Source organism: Streptomyces sp. S.PNR 29 (genome assembly GCF_030386795.1).
Taxonomy (GTDB): domain Bacteria; phylum Actinomycetota; class Actinomycetes; order Streptomycetales; family Streptomycetaceae; genus Streptomyces.
Genome location: NZ_JANUQM010000010.1, coordinates 52,942 through 69,930 on the forward strand (window position 1 = coordinate 52,942; position 16,989 = coordinate 69,930).

General features: G+C 73.2%; 16 protein-coding genes. 8 read left to right on the forward strand and 8 right to left on the reverse strand.

Going from position 1 to position 16,989, the window contains the following annotated elements; genetic code table 11:
• The first annotated feature begins 33 nt into the window (after positions 1 to 33).
• Positions 34 to 1,653 (forward strand): ATP-binding cassette domain-containing protein, encoded by a 1,620-nt coding sequence (locus NW895_RS25735; RefSeq protein ID WP_289938404.1) that lies wholly within the window; start codon positions 34 to 36, stop codon positions 1,651 to 1,653.
• 23 nt (positions 1,654 to 1,676) lie between these two features.
• Here NW895_RS25735 and NW895_RS25740 read toward each other — a convergent pair whose 3' ends face one another.
• Positions 1,677 to 2,798: a Vms1/Ankzf1 family peptidyl-tRNA hydrolase gene (locus NW895_RS25740; RefSeq protein ID WP_289938405.1), complete on the reverse strand. Its 1,122-nt coding sequence runs from the start codon at positions 2,796 to 2,798 to the stop codon at positions 1,677 to 1,679.
• Between the two features lie 59 nt (positions 2,799 to 2,857).
• Between NW895_RS25740 and NW895_RS25745 the strand changes: the two genes are divergently transcribed.
• Positions 2,858 to 3,136 (forward strand): DUF6158 family protein, encoded by a 279-nt coding sequence (locus NW895_RS25745; RefSeq protein ID WP_289938406.1) that lies wholly within the window; start codon positions 2,858 to 2,860, stop codon positions 3,134 to 3,136.
• Between the two features lie 27 nt (positions 3,137 to 3,163).
• Here NW895_RS25745 and NW895_RS25750 read toward each other — a convergent pair whose 3' ends face one another.
• The 5 genes from NW895_RS25750 to NW895_RS25770 form a co-directional block, all read right to left on the reverse strand.
• A complete protein-coding gene (locus NW895_RS25750) occupies positions 3,164 to 3,706 on the reverse strand; it encodes a type 1 glutamine amidotransferase domain-containing protein (protein WP_289938408.1) in 543 nt (180 codons plus the stop codon).
• Positions 3,707 to 3,713: 7 nt separating this feature from the next.
• A complete protein-coding gene (locus tag NW895_RS25755) occupies positions 3,714 to 4,352 on the reverse strand; it encodes a diguanylate cyclase (RefSeq protein ID WP_289938410.1) in 639 nt (212 codons plus the stop codon).
• The gene (locus tag NW895_RS25760; RefSeq protein WP_289938412.1) at positions 4,349 to 4,780 is read right to left on the reverse strand and encodes a CBS domain-containing protein; all 432 of its coding nucleotides are present in this window, start codon (positions 4,778 to 4,780) and stop codon (positions 4,349 to 4,351) included. Before NW895_RS25760 ends, NW895_RS25755 begins: the two co-directional genes overlap by 4 nt.
• A gap of 105 nt (positions 4,781 to 4,885) precedes the next feature.
• Positions 4,886 to 5,263 carry a DUF2795 domain-containing protein gene (locus NW895_RS25765; protein ID WP_289938414.1) on the reverse strand — a complete coding sequence of 126 codons (378 nt, stop codon included), beginning with the start codon at positions 5,261 to 5,263 and terminating at the stop codon, positions 4,886 to 4,888.
• Positions 5,264 to 5,591: 328 nt separating this feature from the next.
• A complete protein-coding gene (locus tag NW895_RS25770) occupies positions 5,592 to 7,388 on the reverse strand; it encodes a thiamine pyrophosphate-requiring protein (protein ID WP_289938415.1) in 1,797 nt (598 codons plus the stop codon).
• 358 nt (positions 7,389 to 7,746) lie between these two features.
• Here NW895_RS25770 and NW895_RS25775 point away from each other — a divergent pair, with 358 nt between their 5' ends.
• The 4 genes from NW895_RS25775 (at position 7,747) to NW895_RS25790 (ending at position 12,804) form a co-directional block, all read left to right on the forward strand.
• Positions 7,747 to 8,541, forward strand: a complete 795-nt coding sequence (locus NW895_RS25775; RefSeq protein WP_289938417.1) for an RNA polymerase sigma factor SigF — start codon at positions 7,747 to 7,749, stop codon at positions 8,539 to 8,541.
• A gap of 1,237 nt (positions 8,542 to 9,778) precedes the next feature.
• The gene (locus tag NW895_RS25780) at positions 9,779 to 10,351 is read left to right on the forward strand and encodes a hypothetical protein (protein ID WP_289938733.1); all 573 of its coding nucleotides are present in this window, start codon (positions 9,779 to 9,781) and stop codon (positions 10,349 to 10,351) included.
• A gap of 156 nt (positions 10,352 to 10,507) precedes the next feature.
• Positions 10,508 to 11,752, forward strand: a complete 1,245-nt coding sequence (locus NW895_RS25785) for an aminotransferase class I/II-fold pyridoxal phosphate-dependent enzyme (protein WP_289938419.1) — start codon at positions 10,508 to 10,510, stop codon at positions 11,750 to 11,752.
• Complete coding sequence (locus NW895_RS25790) at positions 11,749 to 12,804, forward strand: MBL fold metallo-hydrolase (protein WP_289938421.1); 1,056 nt, start codon at positions 11,749 to 11,751, stop codon at positions 12,802 to 12,804. Before NW895_RS25785 ends, NW895_RS25790 begins: the two co-directional genes overlap by 4 nt.
• Positions 12,805 to 12,839: 35 nt before the next feature.
• Here NW895_RS25790 and NW895_RS25795 read toward each other — a convergent pair whose 3' ends face one another.
• Together NW895_RS25795 and NW895_RS25800 are read right to left on the reverse strand one after the other, a co-directional pair.
• Positions 12,840 to 13,466, reverse strand: coding sequence for a VTT domain-containing protein (locus tag NW895_RS25795; protein WP_289938422.1), 627 nt, complete (start codon positions 13,464 to 13,466; stop codon positions 12,840 to 12,842).
• Positions 13,463 to 14,236, reverse strand: coding sequence for an MBL fold metallo-hydrolase (locus NW895_RS25800; RefSeq protein WP_289938424.1), 774 nt, complete (start codon positions 14,234 to 14,236; stop codon positions 13,463 to 13,465). The genes NW895_RS25795 and NW895_RS25800 overlap by 4 nt, the downstream gene beginning before the upstream one ends.
• Before the next feature lie 83 nt (positions 14,237 to 14,319).
• On the opposite strand from NW895_RS25800, the gene NW895_RS25805 reads away from it, so the two are divergent.
• Positions 14,320 to 14,721, forward strand: coding sequence for a hypothetical protein (locus NW895_RS25805; protein ID WP_289938425.1), 402 nt, complete (start codon positions 14,320 to 14,322; stop codon positions 14,719 to 14,721).
• Positions 14,722 to 14,827: 106 nt separating this feature from the next.
• Positions 14,828 to 16,900 (forward strand): phage holin family protein, encoded by a 2,073-nt coding sequence (locus NW895_RS25810; RefSeq protein WP_289938426.1) that lies wholly within the window; start codon positions 14,828 to 14,830, stop codon positions 16,898 to 16,900.
• Positions 16,901 to 16,989 lie beyond the last annotated feature (89 nt).

Below are 16,989 nucleotides of genomic sequence, written 5' to 3' on the forward strand. Positions count from 1 at the left end.
CCCCAGGTCACGTCGGCCCACACAATCCCCCTCATGGGACATCTCGAAGCCGCGCACCTGGAGTACTTCCTTCCCGACGGGAGGGCGCTGCTCGGCGATGTGTCCTTCCGGGTGGGGGAGGGGGCCGTCGTGGCTCTCGTCGGGCCCAACGGGGCCGGGAAGACCACGCTGCTCCGAATGCTGGCGGGGGAACTGAAGCCGCACGGGGGAAGCGTCACCGTGAGCGGGGGGCTCGGGGTGATGCGGCAGTTCGTGGGGTCCGTACGGGACGAGACGACCGTACGGGACCTGCTCGTGTCCGTCGCCTCGCCCCGCATCCGGGAGGCGGCGCGGGCCGTCGACGCCGCCGAACACGCCATCATGACCGTCGACGACGAGGCCGCCCAGCTGCGCTACGCGCAGGCGCTCGCCGACTGGGCCGAAGCCCGCGGCTACGAGGCCGAGACGCTGTGGGACATGTGCACCACGGCCGCGCTGGGCGTGCCCTACGAGAAGGCGCAGTGGCGGCAGGTGCGCACGCTGTCCGGCGGTGAGCAGAAACGGCTGGTGCTGGAGGCACTGCTGCGCGGCACCGACGAGGTGCTGCTGCTGGACGAACCCGACAACTATCTCGACGTACCCGGCAAGCGCTGGCTGGAGGAGCGGCTCGCCGAGACCCGCAAGACCGTGCTGTTCGTCTCGCACGACCGCGAACTCCTCGCCCGCGCCGCCCAGCGGATCGTCTCCCTGGAGCCGGGCCCCGCGGGCGCCGACGCCTGGGTGCACGGCGGTGGCTTCGGCACCTACCACGACGCCCGGCGCGAACGCTTCGCCCGCTTCGAGGAGCTGCGGCGGCGCTGGGACGAGAAACACGCCCAGCTGAAGAAGCTGGTGCTGAACCTGCGTCAGGCCGCCACCATCAGCCATGAGCTGGCCTCCCGCTACCAGGCCGCCCAGACCCGGCTGCGCAAGTTCGAGGAGGCCGGGCCGCCGCCCGAACCGCCGCGCGAGCAGGACATCCGGATGCGGCTCAAGGGCGGCCGTACCGGCGTACGGGCCGTCACCTGCGAGCAGCTGGAGCTCACCGGCCTGATGAAACCCTTCGACCTGGAGGTCTTCTACGGCGAACGCGTCGCCGTCCTCGGCTCCAACGGCTCCGGCAAGTCGCACTTCCTGCGCCTGCTCGCCGGCGACGACGTGGCGCACACGGGCAGGTGGAAGCTCGGGGCGCGCGTCCTGCCCGGGCACTTCGCCCAGACGCACGCGCACCCCGAGCTGGAAGGCCGCACCCTCCTCGACATCCTGTGGAAGGAGCACTCCCAGGACCGGGGCGCCGCCATGTCGCGGCTGCGCCGCTACGAGCTGACCGGCCAGGCCGAGCAGCACTTCGACAAGCTCTCCGGCGGTCAGCAGGCCCGCTTCCAGATCCTGCTCCTGGAGCTCCAGGGCGCCACCGCCCTGCTGCTGGACGAGCCGACCGACAACCTCGACCTGGAGTCCGCCGAAGCCCTCCAGGAGGGCCTGGAGGCCTTCGACGGCACGGTCCTCGCGGTCACCCACGACCGCTGGTTCGCCCGCTCCTTCGACCGCTTCCTCGTCTTCGGCAGCGACGGCCGGGTCCGCGAGACGCCGGAGCCGGTGTGGGACGAACGGCGGGTGGAGCGGGCCCGGTAACCCGCCGGGGGCTCAGCAGAAGGTCACTTCCAGCGCAGCAGCGCCCCCAGGCCGCCGACCGGCACCTGCTCCTCGGCCTCCCGCGGCAGCGCCGGCGTCACCGAGATCGCCGGGGCGCCGGTCGCGACCGCCGAGCGGATCAGCGCGTCGTCGGCGCGCGCCGACCAGGAGTGCTGCTCGCCGAGCGTCTTCAGTTCCGTACGGCGCATCGCCAGCTGGTCGGGATCCTCGCCGATCCACACCTCGCGGTGGGTGTCGGGACCGTCGGGGATGATGAGCAGCTCGTCGATGCGGTGCTCACGGGCGGCCTCGACCAGCGCGGGCACGCCCTCCGCCGCGGCGGCCCGGCCCTCGCCGTCCGGTGTGCGGGCGGCCAGGAACCTGTCCAGGTCCTCCTGCGCCCGCTGACGGACGTGCTCCGTGCGCAACTGCTCCACCTCGTCGTCCAGCAGCCTGCTGCCGGTGCCGTGCGAGGACTCCACCACGCGGTCCTGCAGCCGCTTCGGCAGCCGCTCGTGCACGGACCGCCGCTCCCGGTCGTCACCCACCAGGATCAGCAGGTCCGCGCGGGTCTCCTCCTGGCACACGGCGAGCGCGTCGGCGATCTCCGCCGCGTTGTGCTCCCAGGTGTTCTCCACCCTCAGCTGGAAGTGCCGCTCCGACCAGTCGACGCTGCTCGTGCGGTGCACGGGCCACTGCCGGCCGGTCACACCGCCGGCGTCCTGGCTGCCCAGCGCGCTGCGGAGCTCGAAGTCGGCGCCCTTGCGGTCGATGTACGCAACCACGCACACCGGGTCCTCGCCCGCCAGCTCCAGCAGCGGCGCGACATGCGGCAACGGCGCCCAGTAGGTCTCGGTGCCGCCGCGCGGGGGACGGGCCAGAGGCGGGTCGAGGACCACCTGCCCGGCACACGCGAACAGGGCCCGCCCGTGCGGGTCGGTGGAGTGGCGCAGATCGTTCACCGCCTCCTGCACTGCCCGGCAGGTCGCCTCGTCGGCGCCCTGCGCCGCCAGCTCCCGGGCCACGGCGTCCGCCGTCAGCTGACGCTCGTGGGGGGTGTCCTCCGCGTGCCGAGAGAGGTCGACGTACACGGACGCCCAGGGTCCCGGGTGTTCGTACAGGGGGTGCAGAAAGGCGAGATCCATGGCTCCCTCCCGGATGCCACTCGGGGTGCTTGTGCTCACGGGGCGGGTACCCGGACCACATGAACGAACACGAAGAGCGGGACAGGACCAGGACCGGGGTGGACCCGGGCCGTCTGGACGACCAGCAGCTCATGAAGGAGCTGGAGACCATCCACCGCACGCGCCACGACACGCTGCTGTACGGCTCGAACGACGCGCTGCGGGCCCACAACGAGCGCATGGCCCAGCTGGAGGGCGAGTACCTGCGCCGCAATCCGCGCCGCCCGGTCGCGGCGGGCCGCACCCGCGAGGGGGCCCGGGAACGACAGAGCGGGGAGTGCGCGACTCCCCGCTCCTGAGACCGTCGGTGGACCGTCGGTGGCTGCTCAGCCGCTCTCCGCGGCGAACACGTCGAGGTAGGCCTCGCAGAACGCCTTCAGATCGTCCGGCTTGCGGCTGGTGACCAGCTTGTTGGGGCCGTGGTCGCAGACCTTGACCTGCTCGTCGACCCAGGTGCCGCCCGCGTTGCGGATGTCCGTCCGCAGGCTCGGCCAGGAGGTGAGCACCCGGCCGCGTACGACGTCCGCCTCGACCAGCGTCCAGGGGGCGTGGCAGATCGCGGCCACCGGCCGGCCCTGCTCGAAGAAGTCCCGCACGAACGCCACGGCCTTGCCGTCCATCCGCAGGAAGTCCGGGTTGGCCACACCACCCGGCAGGACCAGCCCGCCGAAGGAGCCGGCCGAAGCCTCGCCGACGACCTCGTCGACGGGGAACGTGTCGGCCTTGTCGAGGTGGTGGAAGGCCTGGATCTTCCCGCCCTTCGTCGACACGAGCACGGGCTCGTGGCCCGCGTCCGTCGCCGCCTGCCAGGGGTCGGTCAGCTCGACCTGCTCGACACCCTCGGGGGCGGCCAGAAATGCGATACGCATAGTGGATTCAACGTCCTTTCCTCTGTTTCCGCAGGGCTGCCTTCTTCCGCCGGGCCGTGCGGACGCAGCGCAGCAGCTCCTCGCCGTACGGCAGCAGCACGCAGGCGCCGATCGCCGCGCCGATGCCCGCGAGGTAGCCGGGCGACAGCGGCCGCCGCCGCGGCACCAGGCGCCACGCGTCGGGGTCGCCGCGTCCGCCGCGCAGCAGCGACTTCACCTGGTCGGCGTGGAGGCACATCAGGGAAGCCAGCGCGCCGAACGGCAGCGACTCCAGGAAGCTGTGGATGTGCTGCTCGACCGGCTTGACCTCGCGGTCGCTGTCCACGGCCGTGCGTACGTCCCACAGCGCCGTCGCCTCGTGCACCGCGGCACCGCCCAGCTGCACGGTCAGCAGCAGGGGGTTGACCTCGTAGCGCAGGGTCAGGGCGATGGGGATGCCGACCTCGGCCATCATCAGCGAGTGGATCAACGACTCCTTGGTGCCGGCCGTGTCCTCGATCCGGGTGCGCCGGTGCATCACCCAGTCGGCGACACCGGGGACGAACCAGCTGGGCAGCAGCCCGTACAGCAGGTAGCGGGTGGTGACCTCGCCGACGTCCACGGTGGCGCCGGTGGCGTTGATCTCGGTCGCCTGGTCCTGCCTCATGCGCCGCTCCGGGTGTCCGGCTCGGCACGGCTGATGTCGGCGAGCGCCGACGCGGGATCCTGCGCCTCGGCCAGGTCGCCCAGGGTGACGATCCCGACCGGCAGCCCGTTCTCCACCACCGGCAGCCGCCGTACGGCGTGCTCGCGCATCAGGGTGACCGCGGCCGACACCGGGTCGTCCGGGGCCACCACCAGCGGGTCCGGGGTGCAGACCGTACCGGCGCTCACCGTCAACGGGTCGGCACCGTCCGCGACGGCCCGTACGGTGATGTCCCGGTCGGTGAGCACACCGACGACGTCCTGTCCGTCGGCCACCACCACGTCGCCGATGTTCTGCGCGCGCATCAGCTGCGCCGCCTCGACGAGCGAGGCGTCCGGGCGGACGGCGACCACACCCGGTGTCATGACGTCCTTGACGAACTCGGCCATCACTGTGGGCCCTTCCTGACGTGGCCGGGCCCTGGGGTGCCGTGGCCGGCGCGACGCCGCCCGCAGTACCCCCGGCCCGGATGCCTGTGCGTTGCCCGGGCCGGTTTACCCCGCCTCCGTCAGGGCCTCGGCCAACTCCTGCACGGTGCCGTAGCGCGCCGAGTGCGGCAGCCGCTCGACCTGCTCGACGAGGGCGTCGGGCGCGTTCCCGCGGCGCAGTGCGCGGGTGAGCTCACGCGGGCTCGCGGGGAACGTGCCGCGGGTCAGGATCCGGGCCAGCTCGAACCGGACCGTCTCCAGGGACGTAGGTCCACGGCTCGGTGTCACCGGTCCGTACGCGACCTCGGGGTCGTCCTCGGCGGTCGGTTCCGGGTCGTGCCACTCCTCGCTGCGGGTGGGGTGCCCGGACCTGAGCAGACCCTGCAGTTCGTGCTTCATCTCGTCGTCGCGGTGGACGCTCAGCCGGTCACTGCCTCGCTGCATGTCTCCCTCCAGATCCTGTGGGGTGGGCACCGCGTACCCGAACACCGGAGGCCGACACGGATTCACCGAGGCAGGACCGGCCGGATTGCGCCGAATCCACCGTCCGGGTGAGGAGTCGTATACGGGTGTTTGGACGGGGCCGCCCCTGGAGACCCGGCTCGCACCCCCCACGCCCAACCCTGCTGAAGGGAAGGACGGACCATGGTGGTGCTCGCTGTGATCATCCCGGTCCTCATGCTCGGCGTGGTGCTGGCACTGGGCCGTTACGAGGAACTGCTGCTGCCGGACCAGCGCGGACCCGACAGGCTGGAACCGTCCGCCGCCCGGTCTAGTGCTTCTTCTCCCGCCCCGGCAGGAACTCCTGCACCTTCGCCTTGAAGCCCTGCTTGATCATGGACTCCCGGTCCGCGTCGCCCTTCAGGATCGAAGCGGCCGTGGCCTCCATCTGGTCCCAGGTGGCGTGCGGCGGGATCGGCGGCACGGCGGGGTCGGTGAGGAACTCGATCACCGCGGGGCCGTCCGCCTCCAGACCGGCGCGCCAGCCCGCCTCGACGTCCTCCGGCTTCTCCACCCGGATCCCGGTCAGCCCGAGCGAGCGGGCGAACGCCGCGTACTGCACGTCCGGCAGCTGCTGCGAGGGCAGGAACGACGGGGCCCCCTCCATGGCCCGCATCTCCCACGTGACCTGGTTCAGATCGTGGTTGTTCCAGACGGCGACGACCAGGCGCGGGTCCTCCCACAGCTCGCGGTACTTCGCCGCCGTGATCATCTCCGCCAGCCCGTTCATCTGCATCGCGCCGTCCCCGACCAGCGCGACCACCGGACGGTCCGGGTGAGCGAACTTCGCGCCGATCGCGTACGGCACCCCGCAGCCCATCGTCGCGAGCGTGCCGGACAGCGAGCCGCGCATGCCGGGCCGCATGGTCAGATGCCGCGCGTACCAGTTCGCCGTCGAGCCCGAGTCGGAGGTGACGATCGCGTCCGCCGGCAGCATCGGGTCCAGGGCGCGGGCCACGTACTCCGGGTTGATCGGGTCGGCCGACAGCTCCGCGCGCCGCTCCATGACACCCTGCCAGCGGGCCACGTTGGCACACACCGTGTCGTACCACTCGCGCCCACGGCCCTCGTTGATCAACGGGATCAGCCGTTCCAGGGTGGCCTTCGCGTCCCCGACGAGATTCACCTCGTACGGGTAGCGCATCCCGACCATGTGCGGATCGATGTCGATCTGCACGCCCCGCGCCTTGCCGAACTCCGGCATGAACTGCGTGTACGGGAACGAGGAGCCGATGGTCAGCAGGGTGTCGCAGTCCCGCATCAACTCGTACGACGGACGCGTGCCGAGCAGCCCGATCGAGCCGGTGACGTACGGGAGCTCGTCGCTCAGCACGTCCTTGCCGAGCAGCGCCTTGGCCACGCCCGCGCCCAGCAGTTCGGCGATCCGCTCCACCTCGGCCCGCGCACCGGCCGCGCCCTGACCGACCAGGATCGCCACCTTGTCACCGGAGTTGAGGATCTCCGCCGCCTGCTGGATGGACTCCTCGGAGGGGATCGCCGTCCAGGAGCTGCGGCCCAGGCTGGAGGGCACCATCTTGAACTCGTGCGTGGGCGGCGAGTAGTCCAGCTCCTGCACGTCGCCGGGGATGATGATCGCCGTGGGACAGCGGCGCGCGTACGCGGTGCGGATCGCCCGGTCCAGCACGTTGGGCAGCTGCTCGGGGACCGTCACCGTCTCCACGAACTCGGAGGCGACGTCCTTGTACAGGGTGTGCAGGTCCACCTCCTGCTGGTAGGAGCCGCCCATCGCGGTCCGGTGGGTCTGCCCGACGATCGCCAGCACCGGAACGTGGTCGAGCTTGGCGTCGTACAGTCCGTTGAGCAGGTGGATCGCCCCCGGCCCCGAGGTGGCCGTGCACACGCCGAGACGGCCGCTGAACTTGGCGTAACCGACCGCCTGGAACGCGGACATCTCCTCGTGCCGGGACTGCACGAACCGTGGCTGGTTGCCGGCCCGGCCCCAGGCGGCGAGCAGGCCGTTGATGCCGTCGCCGGGGTAGCCGAAGACATGGTCGACACCCCATTCGCGCAGCCGCTGCAGGACGTGGTCGGAGACCTTGGTGCTCATGTACGGACCTCCCGGACGTTCGGGGACTTGACGCAGCCGTACGAGTCACCCTGCGGAGGGCCGGAAAACATGTGCCGTGTTTGCCGCGCGGGGTCGGGGGCAGGCGGAGTCTCAGTGCTTCGGACAGGAGGCACGTCCGTGGGAGCGGCGCTGCGCCGCCACGGGTGCGTCCGTCCGGATTTCTCGGACGCGCTCCCACGGTGACCGTCCGACCGACGGGCCGTGTCGTCGCATCGGCGCCCGCCCCGCGACACCCGGCGCGCGCGCCTGAGGGCTCTTCGAGCAGGAGGTGTCCCGGCCGCGTCGCCGAACAGGCGTGACGACAGGGCCCCGCACTCCAAGGGAGTTGCGACGCACCATGCCGACTCAAGTCAGCGCGAGGCACCACCCCCACGACGACGCCCCCGACACCGCGGAGGCCTTCCGCACGCTTGTCACGCTGCCGCAGGGCCCGCAGCGGGACACGCTCCGCGACGAGATCGTCGAGGCCTGGCTGCCCATGGCCGAGCGGCTCGCGGGACGCTTCCGCAGCCGCGGCGAGAGCTACGAGGACCTGCGCCAGGTCGCGGCCCTCGGCCTGGTCAAGGCCGTCGACCGGTACGACCCCGAGCGCGGCAACGCCTTCGAGAGTTACGCCGTACCGACCATCACCGGCGAGATCAAGCGCCACTTCCGCGACCACATGTGGACCCTGCACGTGCCGCGCCGGGTGCAGGACCTGCGCAACCGTGTCCGCTTCGCCTGCCAGGACCTGTCGCAGACGATCTCGGGCCGCCGCCCCACGGTCGCCGAGATCGCCCAGCACGCCAACATGAGCGAGGAGGACGTCCAGGTGGGTCTGGAGGCCCTGGAGAGCTTCACCGCGCTCTCCCTGGACGCCGAGCTGCCCGGCAGCGAGGACGGCTACTCGCTCAGCGACGCCCTCGGCGCGCCCGACCCGGCCCTCGACACGGTCGTCGACCGCGAGGCGGTCAAGGAACGCCTGGCCGCGCTGCCGGAGCGCGAACGCGCCATCCTCTATATGCGGTTCTTCGGTGACATGACCCAGAGCCGCATCGCCGAACAGCTCGGCATCTCCCAGATGCATGTCTCCCGCCTGATCAGCCGGTGCTGCAGCCGGGTGCGGGAGCAGGTGATGCGGGAAGTGGCCTGAGTTGCCTGCGGTGCCGGTGCCAGTGCCGGCGCCGGTGAGTGAGTGACGGGCCCCGGCCCGGCGCCGGTGGTGCCGGGCCGGGGCCCTCGTTCACCCGGTCGGTGGCGCCTGTCGCGCGAATGGTGTCCGGCCGCGCGCGGTGTGGGTGCGGGCGGGCTGTGATGGCTGAGGGGGCGCGAGCGCCGTGCCCCAGCCGCCGCTCGAAGGAGCCCGCCCTATGCGCCGCACCGCCCGTGCCCTGTCCGTCGCCGTCCTCTCCGGCGCCGCCCTGGGAATCCCCGCCTTGGCCGTCTCCTCGGAGCCGACCGAGTCACGGAACCCGCTCGCGCCTGCGGATTCGGCGGTGCCTGTGGCTTCGGCGGTTGCCGGGGGACGTGTGGTGGCCGGGGGCGGCTCGGCTGTCTCCGGGAAGCGGGCGGTGCCTGCGGAGCGGGCGGTGGGCGGGGATCCGAGTGTGCCTGGGGGACGGGCGGTCGGTGGGGAGCGGAGTGTGCCTGGGGGACGGGCGGTCGGTGGGGAGCGGAGTGTGTCCGGGGCCCGGGGCCTGTCCGGGGGCCGGGGCTCGGCTGTTTCGGGGGAGCCGGCGGGGAGCGGGGAACGGAGTGTGCCTGAGGGCCGGAGTGCGCTCGGAGGCCAGAGTGTGTCTGCGGACTTGGCTGTGCCCGCGGGGCAGGTGGGTCCTGCGCAGGTGGCGGTGTCTCGGGGCTCGTCTGTTTCGGGGGAGCGGGGGGTGGCCGGGGGTCGGCGCGTGTCCGGGGATCGGCGCGTGCCCCCGGGGCAGGTGGGTGCTGCGCAGATGGCGGTGTCTCGGGGCTCGGCTGTCTCCAGGGACCGGGCGGCGGCCGAGGACCGGAGCGTGTCTGCCGACTCGGCGGTGCCTGAGGACCCGGCCGGCTCCGGGGATCGGGCGGTGCCCCGGGAGCGGACGGCGCCCGCGGACTCGGCGGTAGCTGCGGAGCCGGCGGCTCCTGTGGAGCCGACTGTGCCCGCTGATCCGGCCGCATCCGGCGATCCCGCCGCCTCCAGGGACCCCGCGGTGCCCGCGGACCCGGCTGTCTCCGGGGATCCGGCCGTTCCCGCTGACCCTGGCGTTGCTGCTGACCCCGGCGTTCCTGCGGACCCGGCGATCCCCGAGGACCCGGCGGCCCCAGACGACCCAGCGGCCCCAGAGGACCCAGCGGCCCCCAACGACCCGGCGACCCCCGAGGACCCGGCAGTCCCCCGGGAATCGGGCGCTCTGGAAGACCTGGCCGACCCGGGGGACCCGGCCGCCCCCGGGGAATCCACCGCGGAGGTCAGCCCCGGTACCGTTCCGCCCGGCGGTAGCGTGACCGTCTCGGTTTCCTGTGATCCGACCGGGGGCCCGGCCCCCGAGAGCATCGACGCCACCTCCCAGGCCTTCGAGGAGGGCACCGTCCCGCTGCGCCGGGTCGAGGGTGGTGACGACAAGGTGTCCGGCCCCGCCTACCGCGGCACGGCCAGGATCGCCCCCGCCGACGATTTCCAGGGTGAACCCGACTCCACGTGGACCGTCGACGGCACCTGCCCGGCGGCGCCCGGCGGGGAGGGCAAGCCGTGGAGCGCGACGTTCACGGTGTCCCACGGCGGTGGGGGCAAGGACGGGTCGTGTCCCGAGCCCGACGGCACGTCCTGCCGCGGCAAGGAGGTCCCGCACGGCGTGCGGGCCGGGACGGGCGGGGCCTTCACCGACTCCGTGCCCGCCCTGGTCGCCGGCGGGCTGCTGATCGCCGCCGCGCTCGGAGCCGCCGTACACCGGCTGCTTCGGAGGGAGACGGGCGGCCACGGCTGACCACTCGGGCGGGCACCCCACCACGAACGCACACCAGTACCCCGGGCCCCCACCCTTACGCAGACCCCCGCTGTGACTCCCGCAACCCCGCCCGGCGCTCATGGCCAGCCGACCCCGTGGGTACTCAGAGCCGGAGGACACCATACGGAGGTACACATGCCGCGGACGGACCCGGAAGGCCACGGCCCCGTCCGCTACGGGCCCGAGCTCCCCGGCGACGGGCTCCCCGTGCTGCCCGAACTGTCCGGCATACTCGCGGCGGCCGCGGGCCGGGCCGACAGCGAGCCGGTCGGTGGGGGCCGCCCGCTCCTGGAGGCGGCCTGCGGCTACTGGGACCGCCGCGGTCTGCCCGCCGACCCCGGCCGCGTGGCCGCCGCCCCCGGCGCGCCCACCCTGCTGCTCGCGCTGACCGCCGCCATCGACGGCGACGTCCTCGTCCCACGTCCCTGCGCCGCCTGGTGGGCACCGTACGCCCGCCTGCTGGGAAGACCCGCCTTCCACGTCGCCACGCCGGCCGAATGCGGCGGGGTCCCCGACCCTTACGCTCTCCTGGAGACCGTGCGCCGGATCCGCGCCGAGGGCGGCGACCCCCGGCTGCTCGTGCTGTCCGTCGCCGACGACCCCACCGCCACCGTCGTACCGCCCGAGTTCCTGCACGAGACCGTCGAGGCAGCCGTGGGCGAAGGCCTCCACCTGGTCAGCGACGAGACCTGGCGCGACACCCTGCACGACCCGCACGACACGGTGCTGCTCAGCCCCGCCGAGATGCTCACCGATCAGGTCACCGTCGTCACCGACCTGGCCGGAGCCCTGCTGCCGCCCGGCTGGCCGGCCGCGGTGGCCCGCTTCCCGCCGTCCGCCGCCGGAGACGGACTCCACGCGCGCGTGCTCGATGTGCTCACCGCACTCGGCGCCCGCGTCACCACCCCCGTCGCCGCCGCGGCCCGATACGCCCTGGACGAGCCCGAGCCCGTCACCGCACGCCTGTCCGCCGCCGTACGCCTGCACGCGCGCGTGGCCGACGCCGCGCACGCCGCCGTGGTCGCCGGGGGAGCCCTCTCCTGTCCGCCCCAGGCCGGGCGCCACCTGTACGCCGACCTGGCCCCCCTGCGTGCCGCGCTCGCCGAGCAGGGTGTCGGCGACGCCCAGGAACTGGAGGACTTCCTCACCGCCCGGCTCGGCATGCCCGCGCCGGGCGGCCACCGCTTCGGCGACGACCTCGGCGCTCTGCGCGTCCGGCTGTCCACCGGCCCCCTGCTGGGCGCCACGGACGAGGAACGCGCGGAATGCCTCACGTCACCCGCTCCGTTGGAACTGCCACACGTGCAACGCGCGTTGATCCTTCTGAGGTCTGTCTTCGACGATCTCCGCGACGCTCAGCGATGGGAGCCTCCTCGATGACGCAGCAGCCCGAGTCGACCACGAGTACGACCACCCAGGAAGCCGGCGCTCCGGCGGCCACATCGCCCTTGGCACCCCCGTCCCCGCCGCTCGCCGAACCCCGGCCGCTGGCCGAACGCCGCGTCTGGCCCAGAGCCTTCCACGACCGGCTGACCGCCCCGCTGCCCGGCCTGAAGGCCTTCGCCCGGTTCGCCCGCGAGGGCGCCGTACGCCCCGGCCCGGAGGGCCTGGCCGACATCCCCCGGCTGCCCTACGAGCCGGGCCCGCTGCCCCGCGTGGACGCCCGCACCATCGCCGTCACCTGGGCCGGGCACGCCAGTTGGGTCGTGCGGATCGGCGGGCTCACCGTCCTCACCGACCCGGTCTGGTCCCGCCGCATCCTCGGCACCCCGGCCCGCATCACCCCCGTCGGCGTCGCCTGGGACGCCCTGCCGCGCGTCGACGCGGTGGTCATCAGCCACAACCACTACGACCACCTGGACGCCCCCACGCTGCGCCGACTCCCACGCGACACCCCGGTGTTCGTGCCCGCCGGGCTCGGACGCTGGTTCCACCGCCGCCGGTTCACCTGCGTCACCGAGCTGGACTGGTGGGAGGCGGCCGAACTCGGCGGGGTCCGCTTCGACTTCGTCCCGGCCCACCACTGGTCCAAGCGCAGCCTCACCGACACCTGCCGCACCCTGTGGGGCGGGTGGGTCCTCACCGCCCCCGACGGACAGCGCGTCTACTTCGCCGGCGACACCGGCTACGGCCACTGGTTCTCCCGCATCGGCCGCCGCTACCCGGGCATCGACCTCGCCCTGCTCCCCATCGGCGCCTACGATCCCCGCTGGTGGCTCAGCGACGTCCACTGCGACCCCGAGGAAGCGGTCCAGGCCAGCCAGGACCTCGGCGCCCGCCGGATGGCACCGATGCACTGGGGCACGTTCGTCCTCTCGGCCGAGCCGGTCCTGGAACCACTCACACGCGTACGCGCCGCCTGGGAGAAAGCGGGCCTCCCCCGGGAAAACCTGTGGGACCTGCCGATCGGCGGCTCCCGGATCCTGACCTGACCTGTAAAAGCGCTGCGAGCTCCCCCCGCCCCGTCCTAGGCCTTCGCAGCCCCCCGTATCTTCCGCCACAGGCTCGGCATCGCGCTGACCAGTACGGTCAGTGCGATCGCCGCGAGTACACCCTCCCACGGTTCGTCGAACAGAGAGCCGCCGAGGATCCCGATCAGCTGGTACGTCACCGCCCAGGCCAGACAGGCCGGAAGATTGCCGCGGGAGAAACGGCGCATCGGCCACTTCGCCATCAGGCAGGCCAGCATCACCGGGATACGGCCCGCCGGCACCAGCCGGGACAGCACCAGCACCGCCACACCGTGCTCGGCGAGCTTCTCCTGCGCCTGGGCGAGCCGGTCCTCGGGAGCGCGCGCCCTGATCGCCTCCAGCCACCGCGAACCGTTCTTCGACCGCATACCGCGCCGACCCAGCCAGTACAGCGCCCCGTCCCCGAGGAACGCGGCCAGCGACGCCGTCACGAACACCAGCGCCAGCGAGAACGGCGCCGTCTGGTGAACAGCGACCACGGACGCGGTACTCACCAGCGCACCGGTCGGCACCACCGGCACCAGCGCGCCGATCAGCACCAGCAGGAACAGCGAGGGATACCCGATCGCCTGCTGTGTGGACGCCGTCGGCACGACCGCCGGAACGGCGGCGAGCCAGGTCACCGCGCGACCCCCAGACGCACGCTCTCCCCGTGCCCGAGCCGGTGCACCGCCACCCCCGGCGCACGCTGCGCCGCCAAGCGCACGAACTCGTCGCCCGGCGCATGGAACTCATGGGGGCGCACGGCGTCCATCCCGATCGGCCAGTACGTGCCGTAGTGCACCGGCACCGCACTGCGCGGCGCCAGCCGCTCCAGCGCCTGAGCAGCCCGCCCCGCGTCCAGGTGTCCCTCGCCTAGGTACGGCCCCCAGCCGCCCACCGGCAGCAGCGCCACGTCGACCGGCCCGACCTCCTTCGCCATCGAGTCGAACAGACCGGTGTCCCCGGCGAAGTACGTCCGGGCCTCGCCCTCGATGACGTAGCCGAGAGCGGGGGAGCGGTGCGGCCCGAGCGGCAGCCGCCGTCCGTCGTGCCGCGCGGGCACGGCCCGTACGGCGAGGTCACCGACCGGCGTGACGTCCCCCGGCGTCACCTCGCTCACCCGGAGGTGGGAGAGCCGGCGCAGCCCCGGCACCGCCCGGGGCGCGCCCCGGGGCACGAGCAGGCGCGTGCCGGGTGCGAGCCGCGCCAGCGACGGCACGTGCAGGTGGTCGGCGTGCAGATGGGACACCAGTGCCACGTCCGCGCGCCAGGCGCCGGGCGGCGGCAGCGCTCCGCGCCGGCGGCGCAGATGCGCGAGCCGGCGTGCGAACAGGGGGTCGGTGAGCACGCGTACGTCCGAATCCCGGACCGTGCAGGTCGCGTGACCCCACCAGGTGACCTCCACCGGCACCTCTTTGCCTCCTTCGCGCGACTCCCCCGAAGCCTACGTGCAGGAGTAGGGTCGGCGGCGAAACCGGAGGTGAGGGGGACGCCATGGTGCCGGTCCGGGTCACGGCGATCGCGAGTCTGACGCCGCTGGAGGAGTTGGACGCCGATCCCTTCCTGGTGGACTCCCGCAGCCAGCACGCCATGTGTGCCCGGTGGGCCGCCGAGCACGGATACGTCGTCACCAGAGAGCTGCTGGTCCGAAAACTCAGGCCCGACCACAGCGCGCTGTGGGACGGCGTCCGGCCCGGCCTCGACCTGTTCGTGGCCCCCAGCCGCCGCGTCCTGGAGAGCGCGCTGTCGTCGGTGGAGGAGTTCACCGCGGAGTGCGCGCGGCGCGGGGTACGCGTGGAGACGGTGGGACATGCCGAGCCGTCGTACGACGCGGCGATGAAGGCATGTGTGCACCGGCGGCTGTCGATGCCGACGGCCGGCTACGACGGGCGATGACCGCACCGGCAGGACCCCGCGGGACAAACAGGTGCCACCGGCCGTTGTGACAAGGTGAGTACGGGGCCCGCGCCGACGACGGGCCGGGACGTGAGGTGTGCTGGCCGTGGGCGGTGGGCGTTGGCGGCGTATCGCCAGTCAGATCGGGCGCAGTATCGCCGTGTGGGCCGTCTCCACGGTCACCATGCTCGTGCTCGCCGGTGTCCTGCCGGACTTCCGGCTCCGCTCGGAGAACGGCGACAGCGCCACCGACATCGCCGTCACCGCGGCCTTCGGAGCGGGCGCCTTCGGTCTGCTGTCGGCCCTCGTGTGGCCGCTCCTCGTCCGCCTCCTGCTGCTCGTGCCCGCCCTCGTGCTGGGGCTGCTGGTGTTCTTCCTCAACGGCGCGCTGCTGCTGGTCGCGCTGTGGCTCAACCCCGCCGAGCGCGGCGCCGCCGCCCCGGAGACCGCCGTCGTGGTGGCCGCCGTGATGTCCGCCGTCGCCTCCGCCACGGGCGCCGCCCTCGCCGTGCGCGACGACGACACCTACCGGCGGCGGCTCTACCGCCTCGCCGACCGCCGCCGCAGAACCCAGCCGCCCGGCCCCTCCACCCCCGGAACCCTCTTCCTGCAACTCGACGGCGTCGGTCACGACGTCCTCCTGGACGCCGTCGGCAAGGGCCTGATGCCCACCGTCACCCGCTGGCTGGACGGCGGCGACGGCCGGCCCCCCACCCACCGGCTCACCCCCTGGCGCACCGACTGGTCCAGTCAGACCGGCGCGAGCCAGCTCGGCATCCTGCACGGCTGCAACGACGACATTCCGGCCTTCCGCTGGTACGAGAAGGACAGCCGGGAGGTGATGGTCTGCAACCGCCCGACCAGCGCCGCCGAACTCCAGCGCCGGGCCATGGCACGCACCGGCGACGACGGGCTGCTCGCCGTCGACGGCGCCAGCCGCGGGAACCTGTTCAGCGGCGGCGCCGACGAGCAGGCGCTCGTGCTGTCCATCGCCACCCGCCGCCGCAGCAAGGAGAACCGCTCCCGCGCGGGCTACTTCGCCTACTTCTCCGACCCGGCCAACGCCGTCCGCACCGCCCTGTCCTTCGTCGCCGAAGCCGCCCGTGAGATCGGCCAGTCCACGCGGGCCCGCATCGCCAAGACCCGCCCGCGGGTCTCCCGCGGCGGCCTCTACCCCTTCGTCCGCGCCTTCGCGACCGTCGTCGAACGGGACGTCGTCGTCGCCGCGGTGATGGGCGACCTGCTCGCCGGACGCACCGCCGTCTACGCGGACCTGGTGGCGTACGACGAGGTGGCGCACCACTCCGGGCCGTTCAGCCGCGACGCCGAGAAGGTTCTCCAGCGCCTCGACCGCTCGCTCGCCCTGATCGAGAACGTCATCGAGCACGCCCCCCGCCCGTACCGGATCGTCGTGCTCTCCGACCACGGCCAGAGTCCCGGCGAGACCTTCCGCGCCCGCTACGGCCTCACGCTCGGCGACCTGGTGCGGGCCGGCTGCGGGCTGCCCGTGCCGCGCCGGGCGCAGCGCACCCGCAGCGGCGCCGAGGCCCGCGCGGCCGTACGGGCGGCGCTGCGCATCCCCGTCGAGGAGGGCGGCGAGCTGCACCGCCCGCCGCGCCGCTCGGAGCCGATCGTGCTGGCCTCCGGCAACCTCGGCCTCGTGTCCTTCCCGGACGTCCCGCACCGGATGAGCAAGGAGGAGATCGACGCCCGCCACCCCGCACTGCTGACGACCCTCGCCAACCACCCCGGCATCGGGTTCCTGCTGGTCCGCAGCGAGAAGCACGGCGGGGTGGTGCTCGGCGCGCGCGGCGCGGAGATCCCGCTGGACCGGCTCGACGAGGACCCGGGCCCGCTCGCGGCCTTCGGGTCCGGTGCCGCCGACGCGGTCCGCCGTACGCACACCTTCGAGCACACCGCCGACATCATGGTCAACTCCTTCCACGACCCGGCCGACGGCGAGGTCCTCGCCTTCGAGGAGCAGATCGGCTCCCACGGCGGACTCGGCGGCGCCCAGGCGAAGCCCTTCCTGCTGTCGCCGGTCGTCTTCACCGCGCCGGTGGACGACGGGGAGGAACTCGTCGGTGCCGAGCAGGTCCACCGCGTCCTGCGCCGCTGGCTGGGCGAGTCGGACGGCCCTCAGCTGCCGCTGGAGGCGCGCGAGGAACGGGCCGCGTAGGCGGGGAAAATCGGCTGCGTCCGCCGATCTCCGCCCGCACACTGTCCCAGTCGGACCTCGCACACCTGTGCGCTCCGATTCCCGCATCC